The organism is Agrilactobacillus composti DSM 18527 = JCM 14202 (assembly GCF_001436375.1).
GTDB lineage: Bacteria > Bacillota > Bacilli > Lactobacillales > Lactobacillaceae > Agrilactobacillus > Agrilactobacillus composti.
The window spans coordinates 44,357-59,335 of the sequence record NZ_AZGA01000005.1 but is presented as its reverse complement, the minus strand read 5'-3'; the positions used below and the strand labels follow the sequence as shown (position 1 = coordinate 59,335).

The 14,979-nt window shown below is 47.0% G+C and carries 14 protein-coding genes; 3 read left to right on the top strand and 11 right to left on the bottom strand.

From position 1 onward, the window contains the following. Positions 1–22: 22 nt before the first annotated feature. From FC83_RS02220 to FC83_RS02180, 9 genes are all read right to left on the bottom strand, one after another. A complete protein-coding gene (locus FC83_RS02220; RefSeq protein ID WP_035452899.1) occupies positions 23–979 on the bottom strand; it encodes a sugar kinase in 957 nt (318 codons plus the stop codon). A 39-nt stretch (positions 980–1,018) separates the two neighbouring features. Next, on the bottom strand, positions 1,019–2,290 hold the full coding sequence (locus tag FC83_RS02215; protein ID WP_057002333.1) for a hypothetical protein: 1,272 nt from the start codon (positions 2,288–2,290) through the stop codon (positions 1,019–1,021). Between the two features lie 15 nt (positions 2,291–2,305). Beyond that, positions 2,306–2,557, bottom strand: coding sequence for a hypothetical protein (locus tag FC83_RS02210; RefSeq protein ID WP_035452897.1), 252 nt, complete (start codon positions 2,555–2,557; stop codon positions 2,306–2,308). A 16-nt stretch (positions 2,558–2,573) separates the two neighbouring features. Continuing rightward, entirely contained in the window at positions 2,574–3,332 is a 759-nt protein-coding gene (locus FC83_RS02205) for a sugar phosphate isomerase/epimerase family protein (protein ID WP_035452895.1), read from the bottom strand. A gap of 175 nt (positions 3,333–3,507) precedes the next feature. Further along, complete coding sequence (locus FC83_RS02200) at positions 3,508–4,491, bottom strand: LacI family DNA-binding transcriptional regulator (RefSeq protein ID WP_057002332.1); 984 nt, start codon at positions 4,489–4,491, stop codon at positions 3,508–3,510. A 128-nt stretch (positions 4,492–4,619) separates the two neighbouring features. Next, entirely contained in the window at positions 4,620–6,131 is a 1,512-nt protein-coding gene (locus FC83_RS02195) for a sodium:solute symporter family protein (protein ID WP_057002331.1), read from the bottom strand. Beyond that, entirely contained in the window at positions 6,128–7,342 is a 1,215-nt protein-coding gene (locus tag FC83_RS02190) for a cation:proton antiporter (protein ID WP_035452891.1), read from the bottom strand. The genes FC83_RS02195 and FC83_RS02190 overlap by 4 nt, the downstream gene beginning before the upstream one ends. Before the next feature lie 4 nt (positions 7,343–7,346). Further along, complete coding sequence (locus tag FC83_RS02185; protein ID WP_035452889.1) at positions 7,347–8,084, bottom strand: sugar phosphate isomerase/epimerase family protein; 738 nt, start codon at positions 8,082–8,084, stop codon at positions 7,347–7,349. A 185-nt stretch (positions 8,085–8,269) separates the two neighbouring features. Next, positions 8,270–9,139, bottom strand: a complete 870-nt coding sequence (locus FC83_RS02180; protein WP_035452887.1) for an ROK family protein — start codon at positions 9,137–9,139, stop codon at positions 8,270–8,272. 294 nt (positions 9,140–9,433) lie between these two features. Between FC83_RS02180 and FC83_RS02175 the strand changes: the two genes are divergently transcribed. From FC83_RS02175 to FC83_RS02165, 3 genes are read left to right on the top strand one after another with little or no spacing between them, the layout of a single operon-like run. Next, on the top strand, positions 9,434–10,303 hold the full coding sequence (locus FC83_RS02175; protein WP_035452885.1) for an N-acetylneuraminate lyase: 870 nt from the start codon (positions 9,434–9,436) through the stop codon (positions 10,301–10,303). A 21-nt stretch (positions 10,304–10,324) separates the two neighbouring features. After that, the gene (locus FC83_RS02170; protein ID WP_035452883.1) at positions 10,325–11,020 is read left to right on the top strand and encodes an N-acetylmannosamine-6-phosphate 2-epimerase; all 696 of its coding nucleotides are present in this window, start codon (positions 10,325–10,327) and stop codon (positions 11,018–11,020) included. 42 nt (positions 11,021–11,062) lie between these two features. Further along, positions 11,063–11,890, top strand: coding sequence for a MurR/RpiR family transcriptional regulator (locus FC83_RS02165; RefSeq protein WP_035452881.1), 828 nt, complete (start codon positions 11,063–11,065; stop codon positions 11,888–11,890). A 101-nt stretch (positions 11,891–11,991) separates the two neighbouring features. Here the strand turns inward: FC83_RS02165 and FC83_RS02160 are convergent, their stop codons facing one another. After that, positions 11,992–12,948 carry a beta-galactosidase small subunit gene (locus tag FC83_RS02160; RefSeq protein ID WP_035452879.1) on the bottom strand — a complete coding sequence of 319 codons (957 nt, stop codon included), beginning with the start codon at positions 12,946–12,948 and terminating at the stop codon, positions 11,992–11,994. Further along, the gene (locus FC83_RS02155; protein ID WP_057002330.1) at positions 12,935–14,839 is read right to left on the bottom strand and encodes a glycoside hydrolase family 2 TIM barrel-domain containing protein; all 1,905 of its coding nucleotides are present in this window, start codon (positions 14,837–14,839) and stop codon (positions 12,935–12,937) included. Before FC83_RS02155 ends, FC83_RS02160 begins: the two co-directional genes overlap by 14 nt. Between the last annotated feature and the right edge of the window lie 140 nt (positions 14,840–14,979).

Sequence of the window (14,979 nt, the reverse complement as noted above, 5' to 3'; positions counted from 1 at the left end):
TCCTTTTTCAAGGTTCTGACTGTTATCTTGGGTTGGCGGCTAAGAAGTCGGCCAACTGTTCTGGCGTTGGGTAGCCATCGTTATCCCCAGGGGCTTGGACGGCAAAGGCCCCCACCGCGTTGCCGCGAATGACAGCATCCCGCAAGGATTTGCCTTCGATCAAGGCCGTGACTAACCCCAAGGCAAAGCCATCCCCTGCGCCGACGGTATCCACAACTTTAGCAACTTTAAACCCTTGGACGGTGTAGCTGTCACCATTCTTTTGTTTCACATAAGCGCCTTCAGGACCTACTTTGACCACCACGGTTTGGGTGAAGTCACTTTGTTGTAAATAGAAGTCGGCAATGGCTTCTGGATCCCGACTGCCCATCAAAATTTCTCCTTCGGAAATGCCTGGCAAAATAATTTCTGCTTCAGCGGCGAGGGCATTGATGGTTTGGACCATCTTTTCTTTAGTGGCCCATAATTGGGGCCGCAGATTAGGGTCAAAGGTGGTGCGGATCTCATGGTCATGGAGCAATTGAATGAGATACTTGAAGGCATCCAGAGCTTGATCGGAAATTGCTGGAAAAATCCCAGATAAGTGGGCAAATTTCACGTCACTAAAATCAATTTTATCCAACACAGCCTTGTCAAAGTGGGCAGCGGCGGAGCCTTTGCGGAAGTAGAAGATACTAGGGTCGCCTTTAGACACGCGGTCCTTTAATTGAAAGGCGGTCCAATAATCCGGCGTGGTATCAATATAGTCGGTACCAATATTATTTTTAGCCAATTGATCGGCAATAAAGTCCCCGAAAGGATCCGCCCCTAAGCGGGTAATATATTCGGCGGAATGGCCTAAGCGGGAAACTCCCACGGCCACATTCACTTCAGCACCGGCTAAAAATTTGTGGAAATGAACGGCATCTTTTAAAGAGGCGTCCACGTCTTCAGATGCAAATAGGGAAATCGGTTCCCCAATTGTCAAGAATTCTGCCATTTTTAAAACCTCCATCGTCATGATTGACGTTTCTAATTGTTATAGTAAGAAGTAAACTGCACCCAGGTTGAGGATCGTGGCGATCCAGGCCCAAGGCAAACCGGTGAGCAAGAATGTCTTTGTTTCTAGTTTAGCATATTCCACTGACCATAGGTTCCAAGATTGCGTAATATCTGCAGAAATCGCCATCATACTTGGTACGACCATTAAACCATATAAGAAGTAAGCTGGGAACATGCCGGTGGCTGTGAAGATAGCGGCTGTTGCTGCCCCGGCGCCATATAACATCAATGGCCCCCGGAAATAAGATAACGGTGCAATGATCATCATCATGATAATCAAGAACAAATGACTGTTTGGAATAATACTCTTGAATAAGTTGGTGAACTGACCCATGGTGTGCACAGCGGCACTTTGGAACATGGTCAAGATCAATAACATGATCAGCAAGCCGGCAATATCACCAATAGCCGTTTTAGCCGTGCTGTTCATCATGCCCACAAAGTTACGGTAAGATTTCATATTGCCGGTCATGGCAAAGGCCAGAATCGTGGCAATCAATAGTGCTGGAATGGCATCCCATTTGAAGAAAATACTCAACAATACGGGAATAACTGGTAACACATAAGTGATGGGGTTCACTTCTTTAGTGGGTTGATCCCCTTCAGCTTCCACGATAATGGGTTTCCCATTGCGAATCTTGGGCCCGTAAAATAAAATCATTGCCACGACCACGACCATTTGCACGGCCATGGCCACAAAGCCAAACCTCAGATAATGATCCCCCCAAGTGACGCCCTTAAAGAACACGGTAAACTGGTTAAACAACACCGGGTTGATATACATCGCTGCCCCAATGGACATGGTGAACACGGATACGGCCACTTTCTTAGGCACACCCATGGAGAACATGATTGGGAATAAAATAACCCCAACGGCAATGGCACTGCCCACGCCGTAAGCACTTGAGAAAATCAAAGCGGTGATAATGGCAATCAGAATTGTTGCTAGTACTGGGGCCTTACCCCCGACTTTTTGTGTTCGGCGGCTGATACTGCCGGCAATCCCGGTATCCACCAGGACCCGCCCAAACCAAGAACCCAAAATGATATACAAAGCGGTTTTCCCGTAATTTAAAACGGGATCAGTAAAAATTTCTTTTATTGCAATGTGGAGCGGAATTAGGCCAATTATTGTCCAGACAATCGCCATCACGAAGAAGCCAACCGTCAAGTTGCCGCCGCGCATGGCGAAGATGATGAACAGGATAAAGGACACAATCAGCAAAATTCCGGTAATGAGACTAGCCATAAAATTTGCCTCCTATTAGTATTGATTCAGCTCGCCTAAAATGCGCTGGTAGCCGGATGTTTTCTTGTTGCGGTCTGGATCGGCAAAAAATTCGTTTTCAGTGTTGTTAAAGCGTTGGGCTAAATAATAAGCGGACAGATACGCTGCCAGCGCCTCTTTAGCGGCACTTTCCATATTACTTTTATCTGGATCCAAGGTAATGTTCACGGTTGCCATAAATTGGGCCGCAAACTTCTCGGGATCGATTTGCATACGTTGATTGGCCATGTTGTTTCATCCTCCGTTAATCTTTTGATTCTTTGAAGTAATCGACTAATTTTTCCTGGCCTAACTTGATCACGTCGGCATCAGCAGTGGGATATTCTAAGGCCACGGGCACCGTCTTAGGCAAGATGTCTAAAATCTTACGCCAAGGTAAATCCCCTAAATCCAGGGGCACGGTAACGGGATCGGCACCACTGGTCACGTCGTCTTTCACATGAATGTAGCGGACATATTGACTGAGTGCTTTCGCAGCTGCTAGGGGATCTTCACGAACAAAGGGCCAGTTGCCCAAGTCGTAAACATAACCCAGATTCAATTTGGCAGCTTGAACGGCTTCCAAAAAGGTCTGCACGGGGGTTAGACGGCCGCTTGCTTGGGTCTGATCATTTTCGATATTGACTTCAATACCGTGACTTAAAAGTGGTTGTAGGGTTTGGGCCAAATTCCCTTTAAAATTAGCATAATCACCAATATTAAATTTAGCTTTTTGGATACCCATGGCTTTTGCTTCATCCATAAAGGTTTCTAATTCAGGATTTAATTGCCCATTGACGAAAAGTTCAGCGGGGATGCTGTAGTAAAGGGTCAAGTCTTTATCGGCGGCTAATTTGGCAACTTCCGGGATTTCTTTGGCAATATCTCGGAAATATTCCCGGCGAATTTCAATCGTTTTAAAACCTAGATCAGCCAGTTGTGCGGCTAGGGTGACTTGGTCGGCCCCGGCTTGCCATTTATCAGCTAATAACAGTAAATTGGCGCTAATTGTTGGTTGGGTCATGATATAAAACCTCCTAAGTTTTATAAGCGTAGTGGATTGGTTACGAAGTTAGGAAACCGGTTTCCTTATTAACAACACCTATCATAAAACCGCTTCCAGTTTTTGTCAACAAAAAACACTTATTTTGAATTAAAATTCTCAAAATAAGTGTCTAAATGTTGCTATAATAAGCTTCTTAAAAAGAACCCCGTAAGTTCAAGTCGGCCGCCACTTTGACCTGGGTTGCTGGTAGGCGTTTGCCCCCAATAATTTGCGCCAATAGTTCCGTGGCTTGTTGCCCAATTTGAATGGGATACTGGGTCACACAGCTGATGCCCGGTCCTACTAAAGCAGCCCAACGCCAATCGTCATAACCACAAACCCCTAAGTCTTCCGGGCAGGTCAAGCCTTGATCTTTGATCCACAGCAACAAGGCCATCAGTAACCGGCCATTACCGGCAAAGACCACGGGGTGGGCGTTTGGATGTTGGACTAGCCAGTCGGCCACCACTTTGGGATCATCATTTGCCGTTTCTAACAAGGTCACTCGGGCTTTATCCTGGGTGGCATCTAAGAATGCTTGCGCCCGCATTTGGCGCGTGGAGGCCACACTGATCTTATTGATAAAGATCAAAATATCTTGATACCCTGCCGCCAATACTGCCTGGGCTAGCTTATAAGTCGAAGCATAGTCATCAGAGGTCACCGTGGGCCAAAATAAAGGCTTGGTCAGACGGTCCACCATCACCGTAGGGGTCCCGCTCTGGCGCAAATAAGCATAGTCGTGGGGATCTTGACTCATGGGTTGAATGATCAAACCGTCCACATTTTGCCGCAATAATAATTCAATGGATTCCTGCTGTTGGTTTAAATCATCCGAGGCATCCCCAATCATAATCTGATTGCCATGGGCTTTGGCTACTTCATTGATACCAGTGATCAAAAGGGTGGAATAGATATTCGAAATATCAGCCACCACTACCCCCACCAAATGAGTCCAGTTGGACTTCAACGCGCTGGCTTGAAAACTAGGTTGGTAGTTTAGATCTTCAATCACCTTTGCAATTTTCTGACGAGTGTTAGGGGACATGCGTTCAAAATGTTTATTTAAATATCGGGACACCGTCGCCTTGGACACACCCGCGGCTTGCGCCACGTCAGAAATCGTCACTTTTGCCATGCCGTCTGTTTCCTCTCTTGCGTTCAATTTTAACTTTCATATTACGCTAAAAAAAGAAGGCCGACAATAAGGCCTTCTGGAAAAAATAGCAAATGTTAATGTCATTTTAATTTTCAGGTGACTTGTTGTTACTTGCCTTCCCGGACATAGGTTTCCTTGATGGTGCTCACCGTTAAACCGGTAATGTTTTTAAGCTGGGTAGGTACCAGTAAACTGATGCCATAACTTAAAATGAATGAAGAGATAAACGCTGAACAAGCCACTAACAGTGAAGAGATATTTAAGGATTGGACATAAAATGATAAGGCGACACTACAAACTAAACCGATCAACACGCCTGTGGTATTGGCCCGTTTGGTGAAAATACCCACGGCGAAAATCCCGGCAATTGGCACCCCGAAGATCCCAGTCACTGTTAAGAACAAATTCCAAGTTTGGGAAGCATTCCCCATTAAGAGATAAATCGCCACACTCAAACTCAAGACGCCGGCGATGATAATAATAATCCGGGCGAGGGTCACATCTTTTAAGCCTTTGAGTTTATCATCAAAGAAACGTTGCTTAAAGTCAGTCACCGCACAAGAAGAAATAGCGTTTAAACTGGAAGCGATGGTGGACTGGGCGGCGGCGAAAATCCCGGCAATCACCAAACCAGCCACCCCAGCCGGCATTTCCGTAATGATGAAATAAGGGACCACGGCGCTGGTGTTGAAGCCTTTTGGTAAAGACCCGGCATGTTGGTAAAAACTAAACAAGATCGTTCCCATGCCAAAGAATAAAGGGATGGTGATCAAAGCCAACAGCCCGTTAGTGTAAAGGGACTTCTTAGCTTCTTTCATGGAGCCGGTGGTTTGATAGCGTTGGACCACATCTTGGCTGCCGGTGTATTGATACAAACTGTTGAAAATTTGGCCAGCTAAAATCAAGGGTACAAATTTCGACAGATCATGGACGTTGAAATCGGCCCCGGATAGGACTTTTTGGTGGGTACTGATGTCTTGGAAGACCGTGGAAAAGCCACCTTTGATGTAAGTCACCCCTAGGATACAAACCAATAGGGCGCCCCCTAAGAGCAGGAAACCTTGGATCACGTCGCTCCAAATGACCCCTTCAATACCCCCGAGGAAGGTATAAATAATACACAACGGGCCAATGGCTAAGGCGATGACAATAGGGTTGATGTTGGACACGGAGGTAATGGCGATGATCGGTAAGTAAATGACAATGGCGATGCGACCAATGTGGTACAGCATAAATAACAAGCTACTGATGGCCCGCATCACCGGACTGAAGCGTTCTTCTAAGTATTCGTAAGCGGTGGTGACATTTAATTTGCGGAAAAAAGGCACGTAAAATTTAACCAATAACGGAATAATCAATAAAATCGAAAAGTTACCAATGGCGTAGGCCCAGTCGTTTAAAAAGGCCTGTTCCGGCGTGGACATAAAGGTAATGGCACTTAAGGTGGTGGCGTAGATACTAAATCCCGCCGCCCAAGCGGGGATCTTCCCCTCCGCTTTGAAAAAGGCATCCGTATTTTTGCTGGCTTTTTTAGTAAAGTAAACCCCTACGCCCAACATGGCCAGTAAGTAAATAATTAAAACAATCCAATTCCACATCCCAAATCCTGCTTTAGTCATTGTTTCACCTCATGCACTTTCAAAATTTTTGTTGGTGTTGCTTGTCGTTGTTCGCGCGTTTTAGCAGTTTGTTGGATAAATAATTTCAAGATCACTGGCGCTAATAAGGTGGTGATCACGGTGACCAGGATCATGGCGGTATAGTGATTTTGATCGATAAGTCTGGCGCCTAGGGCCACGTTGGCTACTACCAATGCCATTTCACCCCGAGAAATCATCCCCGCCCCCACCACATTGGCTTGGGACCAGGTCAGGCCAAATAATTTTGCCCCTAACACGCCGCCGATTTGTTTGCCAATAATGGCGACGATAATCAAAGCAATAATAAAAATAACGTCATTTTGGAGACCTTTGAAGGTAATATTCAACCCAATGCTGACGAAAAATACGGGAATAAATACAGCATAGCCAATGGTTTCAATCTTCGGGGCCAGCTTGGTGGCGTACTGGGTTTCTGAAATCGCCAGCCCGGCAAAGTAAGCCCCCAAGACATCACTCATACCCATGGCCGTGGCTAAGGCGGCAAAGCCAAAACATAGGATCATAGCTGCCGCAGCGCTATTTTCACTGGCCCGCAATTGGCTGAAGTATTTCAAGAACCGAGGGACAGCCCATTTGCCCAGGATAAACATTAGAATGAAAAAACCAATTTTTGGCAGGAGCATCAGCGCCAGGGAACCTTGTTGCACATTGGCACCGCTACCAAAAATACTGACGCAAAGCCCTAATAAAATCACACAGATAATATCGTCGGCCACGGCGGCTCCTAAAATAATGGCGCCTTCACGACTGTTTAAACGGCCCATTTCTTTTAAGACTTGCACGGTGATGCTCACCGACGTGGCACTTAAAATTAAGCCCAAGAAAATAGCGGTGGTCCAAGCTAAATGAAAGACCCCCACACATAACAAGGCTGCGGTGACCGTGGGGAAAATCACCCCTAAAACTGCCACCGTTAAAGCCGGTCGCCAGTACCGCAGTAATAGGTGCAAGTTCCCCTCTAAACCGGCGATAAACATCAACACGATGACCCCGATTTCAGAAAAGTAATGGTTAAAGGTGTTGGGCACTAAGAGATGTAACACCGCTGGCCCCACCAAAACCCCCACTAACAGCTCGCCGATGACACTGGGTAAATGTAGACGGCTAGCCACATGGGCCCCTATTTTGGTACACAACAAAATCAAGACCAGTTGACCTAAATACGTCATTTCCTCACCTACTCAAGGCGGCGTTGACCAGTTTGATTTGATCAGCCAGTTGGCCTTGGTCCACGGCATATTCTAGAAAGACGGGCACGGTCTCTGGCAGTTGGTTGACCAAGTTGCGCCAATCGGTACACCCCTGGTCTAATAAAACCGTATCTTGGTGTTTAATATCCTTTAAGTGGAACACAGTCACTTGATCTTGCAACTGGCCAAAGGACACTTCCGGATGTTCCGCCACCCAATACCAGTTTCCTGCATCAAAGGTATAGCCCAACGGTAACTGGTGCTGGCGGACCCAAGCTAAATCCTGTTGCATCTGGCGTAACGTGCCGTGGGCATTGGGCTGATTTTCAATAGTCACTTGCACCCCACTTTGGGTAAGCAATGCCCTTAAATCAGCAATGGTCGCCGGGGTCAAGTCCGGCAAGTTCCCAAAACTATATTTCAAAGAACGAATCTGATATTTTTGGGCCAGTTGTAAGTTTTCTGATAAGCTGGCGGCCACGCCTTCAGATGTGAACAGCGCTTCAGGAACAGAATAATAAAGCTCCCAATCTGCCTGCTGGCAAAGTTGGGCAATCTGGGCTAGTTCACTGGCTTGTTGCTGGGGGTCAAAAAATTCGCCCCGGACTTCAACGGCGGGGATGGGCAGGGCCAATTGTTGTAATCGGCGCAGACAATCGATTTGTGGGACCCCAGCTTGCAGATCTTTTAGAAAAACCGCCGTATTCACAGCTACATTCATGAAACATCCTCCTTTGAAAGGCAAACAAAAAACCACTCTTAAAAAGATACACTTTACGCCCAAACCATTATTGGTGGGAAACGTGGTATCTATTTTTAATAGCGGTTAAATTTTCAGCGATTATTACGTGGAACAATGTATCATATTATTCCAGTAATGTAAACGCTTTATCGAAAAGATAATTATTATCGTTTTGCCTGAATCCCGGCAAAGGCCCCATACAATTGGGCTTTGTCTGCCAGTTCCGCCACCTTTAGGCGGGTTTGACATAAGCCCTGGGGCACAAAGTCGGTTAAGGCGTTTTGCAATAGGGTCAATAGATAATCTCCTTGTTGGGAGACGGCCCCACCAATCAATAGGATTTCTGGGTCAAACAATAAAATAATTTGGGCTAGGCCCTGGGCCACTGCAACGGCCCAGTGGCTAATGATATCTGCAAAAGGTGCTTTCCCCAAGCGAGCCTGGGCAAAGGCGTCCGGTACACTCACCCCTAATGGTGTTACCAGCGCTTCCAGGGCTAAGGTGGCCGCCCGTTGCTCGTAATTGGTCTGAGTAGCCGGGTCATAAAGCAGATAGCCCACGGAATTGGCGGTGCCATTCGCCCCAGACAATAACTTGCCGTGATCCAAATAAGCACCGCCGATACCCGTACCCAGGGCTACACAGTACACAGAACTGGCATTTTTCGCCCCACCAGCCAACTGTTCCCCCAGTAAAGCCGCTGCCACATCGTTCACCACAAACACGGGTAAGCCCGTGGCCGCCTCAAGCTTAGCTTGAATGGGGGTGCCTTGATAGCCGGGGATAGTGGGCCCTGCATATTGAATGGCCCCATCGACGCCGACGATGCCGGCAGTACTAACGCCAATGCCTTGCAGGGGATAATCGGCTTGAAAAGCTAGGCTGAGGCGCAGCAATTCTTTTAAAATATGGCCAGCTTCATTTGGTAAAGTGGGGCACTGGCCGGTGGCTTGTAGCTGTAAGGTGTCGTCTAATAAACCATATTTAATCGTGGTACCACCCACGTCAAAAACTAAGTATTGTGCTGTTGTCATGATCGTCATCCTCGTTTTAAAAGTTAAGCGGCTGAATTGAGGGTATTTTAAAACGCTTACATCGTATCACAAGACTGCACCAGTCACAAAATAAATATTTTTATAATTGCTCTAATCCCACCACCCCGGGGTCAAGCTGTCGAAACGAAAATAATTATCCAAATTTATGATTGCAATAATTTATTTCATGCGCTATGCTTCTTCATGTAAGCGGTTGAATCAGCATGATTATTACAATATTTGCCCAGCATCTTGCTGGGGTTAACTTAAAATATGTTTTTGAAGGAGCAACTGATGAAAAAATTATATTCGGCCTTAATGACGGCCTTTAATGAAGATAACACGGTCGACTTGCAAGGGGTCCGGGCAATGGTTCGCTACAACATCGACGTGAATCACATCGATGGCCTTTACGTGGGCGGCAGTACCGGGGAAGCCTTTATGTTGAATACAGTGGAAAAGAAAGCTATTTTCAAAACCGTCATTGAAGAAGCCAACGGGGCCATTGACCTCATTGCCCAAGTGGGGTCTTTAAACTTAGAAGAAGCTAAGGAATTAGCCCAATATGTCACCGACTTAGGCTATAAGACTATTTCCGCCGTCACACCCTTTTATTATAATTTCTCCTTTGCCCAAATCAAACATTATTACAATGAAATCGTCAAGGATGTGGACAATCAATTAATTATCTATTCCATTCCTGCTTTAACTGGAGTGTCCTTATCCATTGATCAATTCGCCGAATTATTTGAAAATCCGAAAATTATTGGCATCAAATATACCAATGCGGACTTCTATCTCTTAGAACGGGTCCGCAATCGCTTCCCGGATAAATTGATTTTATCCGGCTTTGACGAGATGCTCCTACCAGCCCTTGCTTTGAATGTGGACGGGGCCATTGGTTCCACTTATAATTTGAATGCCAAACGGGCTAAAGCCGAAATGGTGGCCTTTGATGCCGGGGATATTCAAAAAGCCCGGGATCTGCAACAAGTCAGCAATGATCTCATCACGGACTTGATTCAAAATGACATCTACCCTTCTCTAAAATTAGTTTTACAAGAACTAGGTGTGCCGGCCGGCTTCTGTAAAGAACCTATGAGTCATCCCAACCCCGACATGATTGCCGGGGCCAAGGCAATCTATACGAAATATCTCAAATAAACCCACGAAAAGAGCGGTCTTATGTCAACAAACAATTTTTTAGACCTAGTTAAAGGTCAATTAATCGTCTCGTGCCAAGCTTTAAAGGGGGAACCCTTGTATAGTTCCTTTATCATGGCCCGCATGGCCTTAGCAGCTAAAGAAGCTGGGGCCGTGGCGATTCGGGCGAATTCTGTGGTGGATATCCAGGCCATTCAAGATGAAGTCCATTTGCCCATAATCGGCTTGAACAAAGTGGACTATCCTGATTCGCCGGTTTATATCACCCCCACCCTCAAGGAAATGCGAGCAGTGGCAGCTACCGGTGCTGAAGTGGTGGCCTGTGACGTGACCAATCGCCCTCGCCCCAATGGGGAAAAGTTATCAGACATCGTGGTCCAAATGCGCCAAGAATTCCCCGACACGTTGTTGATGGCCGACACCGCCACTTTGGCCGATGTGCAGACTGCCGATACTTTGGGCTTTGATATCATTGGCACCACCATGCACGGCTATACCCCAGAAACCACCGGGTTAAGTTTGGCAGATGATGATTTTGACTACTTAAGACAGGTCTTAAAGACCGCTAAACATACTGTGATCGCCGAAGGCAAAGTGGATACCCCCGCCAAACTGCGGACTTGCTTAGACCTAGGTGCCCACGCCGTAGTAGTGGGTGGTGCCATCACCCGACCTTTGCAAATCGCCCAGGGTTTTATTGACGCCATCTCAGATTGACGTACGCTTCACAGAATTTGATGAAGAATGGACTGAACAACCATGAACATTGTCCGCAATGTTGAAAATCAATATGCTAACCTTTCCCGCCAAGAGCGCAAAGTGGCCCTAAAAGTCATGCAGACCCCATCGGTCGTCCAGCAAATGACCATTTCCAAGCTGGCCAACGCCGTGGGGGTCAGCAACGCCACCATCACCCGCTTCGTGAAAAAAATGGGCTGTCGGGACTTTTACACCTTCAAACTACAATTAGCCGGCAATCACCCCAGTGCTCAACCCACCCCGGCCCAAGCTGAGATTTCTGATCAAGTTTATAACTTCTATCAAACCATCTTGACTGGGACCCTGGAGCGGCTAAACTTGCAGGATATCAAACAGGCCGTGGCCGATATTACCCAGGCCAAGCGGGTCTATCTCTTTGGCCTAGGCAGTTCCGGCTACACCGTCAACGAAATGACCCAGCGCCTGTTGCGCATGGGCATTGCCGCCTTTGCCATGACCGACAGCCATATCATGTACATCAACAGCAGTATCGTCAGTGCCGACGATGTGGTCTTGGTGATCTCCCTGACTGGCAACACCAATGATGTGAACCGAGCGGTGAAATTAGCCAAGGCTAAGGGCGCCAAGATCCTGGCGGTGACCGCCTTTGAAGACAGCCCGCTAGCCAGCTTGAGTGACTTGACCATCTTAGTAAAAAATAGCAATTTCGTGGCTAACACTCGCTTTGTCAATTCCCAATTTGCCATCATCTACGCCCTAGATATCATCACCACCCTACTTTTAGAAAACGATGCTTATCGGGCCAAGATGAACCAAACGGTGGCCTTGATCACCGATGACAAGTTTCGATCCAATCCTAAAATATGATTCAATATCTCCCCTTTATCAGATATTGCCGCAGCATAGCTAAGCTATGCTGTTTTTTTGATGCCACACAAAAAGGCCGCCGCAGCGACCTTCCAATATTTTTAAACCCCTTCAATAACAAAATCAAACAGGATGTCTTGATCAGCGGGGATGTGATAAGCAGGATCCACATCCGCCCCCCAACTGTCGATACCCCCCACGCTCCGAACGGCGCCGAGAATACTCACCACCGTCCGTCGAGGAACCGGTAGTTCTTCTTGATGGGTGGCGTTTTCTAACTCTTCGGCGGTATAAGGCAACGCACTGAAGGCAAAGGGGGCACCGCCTTGGGAAAACTTCAAACTAAAGGGCACTTGGGAATGATCCGCATTGTTCTTGGTGGTATTGCGAATCACCTTTAGCCACTTGGTCTGCATGTGCATCCCACAGTCCTGGGGCACCAAATACGGGGTCACCGGCAGGCCCGTGACATGGTAAGTCCCCGGCTTGCCACCAATTAAGCGGTCCGGATAAGTTTCCCCGGATAAACCCGCATATTCATACCCCGTGGCTAAGGTGGGAATCACAAAGCGCATCCCAAAGACCGGTAAGTCCGGCAAATCAGCATTGCCCAGATAACTGGCCTGCACGCGCAATTGCCCCGTGGCTGTAACCGTATATTGCACACTGACAGCGGTAGCCGGTACCGTCGCCGTCTTATAAAAGTAAGTGATTTGGACCCGGTCCGCGAATTCTTCAGGCCCATATTGATTGTTGATGGGAGCTACCGGCAAGGTGATGGGCCGCTCATCGATTTGGACTTCAATTTTAGCCACGTCAATGAACATATCAGCGCCCAACCACTGTAATGATTTTCTGGAAAAACCATTGCCCCGGTCATTATCCGTGGTGGCCCGCCAAAAAGTGGGCTTGGGTTCCCGGTACAACCATTCTTTGCCAGAAACCACTAAGGATTCCAAGCCACCGCGACTGTAGCTGAAAATATAATGACAGTCTGGGCCAGTAACTCCTAAGGTGCCGTCCCCATAAACAATTTGTAAGGCTTTAGTATTTCCCATAATAATAGCGCACCTCCTGCATAGCTGGTTTTTCAGTTCGGTCAGCAAACAACAACCCATCCCCAGAAAATTCATAATCCGATGGCCGGTCGTCAAAGTCCCCGCCATACCGCAGGACCGTGCGACCAGTAACTTCGTCTTTCACCGCAATAGCTTGGTCAATGAAGTCCCAAATGAAGCCCCCTTGGAACATTGGATACTTATCCAACAAATCCATATAAGCCTTAATACCACCCACAGAATTGCCCATGCTATGCATATATTCGCATAAAACAAAGGGTTTTTTAGGGTTATCCTTCAAATAAGCTTCAATCTCGGCGGGCGTGGCATACATGCGACTTTCCACATCGGAAATTTTAGCCTTATAATCAGGCCGATGGAAAACACCTTCGTAGTGGACCAGGCGGCTAGCGTCCATCTTTTTGTAATAAGCATTCATGGCGGCAATATCATCGCCGGCGTAAGATTCATTGCCCAAAGACCAGAACAAAATACTGGTGTGATTTTTCAATAGTTCATAATTATTTTGAGCCCGGTCTAACACCGCATCCAACCACTGGGGCAAGGAACCGGGGACGTTATCGGAAGGCTCTACGGCCCCCAGCTTTTGCCAGGTGCCATGACTTTCCAAGTTATTTTCGGCCATGACATAGATACCTTGTTGGTCACACAGGTCGTACCAAGGCAGTTGATCGGGATAATGACAGGTCCGCACAGCGTTGATATTATTGGCCCGCATGGTGGCCACATCCTGGCGCATATCTGCCTTGGTGATGGCCCGCCCAGAAGCGGCGTTCCATTCGTGCCGATTCACACCCTTGATGATCAGACGCTGGTTGTTCAAGATGATGACCTTATCCTGATTGATTTCAATCCTCCGGAAGCCAAAGTCATAAGGAATCACTTCTAACACTTGGCCCCCTTTACCCAGCACTGTAATCTGCAAATGGTATAGATAGGCATTTAAGTTATCCCACAAATGAATCGATTTAAAGGTGGTCTGGGCTAATGTGCCTTGGGCTGGCAAGGTCGTGGTGGTCTCAAAAATCGGTTTCCCGGATACATCCCAAACCTCAATCAACGCCTTAGCCCCAGACAAGGTCCCGCTAGCTTTGGCGTCAACGGTCAGCGTGCCCCCCTTAAAATCAGTTGCCACTTGCGGTTGAATGTGAATATCTTCCAAGTGGGCCGCCGGTTGGGCTAACAAGCTCACATCCCGAAAAATTCCAAAGAAGCGAAACATATCTTGATCCTCTAAGAAACTGGCCGTGCTGGCATTGAACACTTCAACAGCTAACACATTATCCTCAGTCGTGAGATATGGGGTCAAATCAAATTCGTGGGGCGTGAAACTATCTTCAGCATAACCTAAGAAATGGCCATTGAGCCAAACATACATGGCCGTCTGAACCCCTTCAAAGCGCACCCGGACAGTTTGATCTAACAAGCCCGCCGCCAATTTAAAGTGTTTTACATATTGGCCCACAGGATTGTCTGGGGCTTGGCTAAACTGCCCAGCCCCGTTTTGCGTCGGTGCCATGGTATAGGCTGGTCGGCGGAAAATGTGACCTTCCCAAGGGTACAATGTATTAATGTAATGGAATTTGTGGTAACCGGCAAATTCAATCAATCCTGGCACCTGAATATCATCCCAATTACGGGTATCAAAATCAGCTTGGTAAAAATCAGGCACCCTTTGGCTAGGATCTTTAGCATAGGCAAACTGGCAATGCCCATTGAGGCGCTGTACATAACTGCTCTTATTAGCAGCGATTTCATTAGTGGAACGGTACCACGCATGATCGCTATGGGCAGGCAGGGCATTGACCCGGAAAACTTGCGGATCGTCTAGCCAGTTAATATCTGCTTGCGATACGTTATTTTGTACCATATTGAATACTCCTTCGTTTTGATTATCAGAATAATTACTACCTTATTATTATACAATGACAAGGGTTTCACTAATTGGTCAATGTAATCAAGAAGTAGGTAAATTTAACCTTAATTATGGTAAACTGAATATAAGTAGAG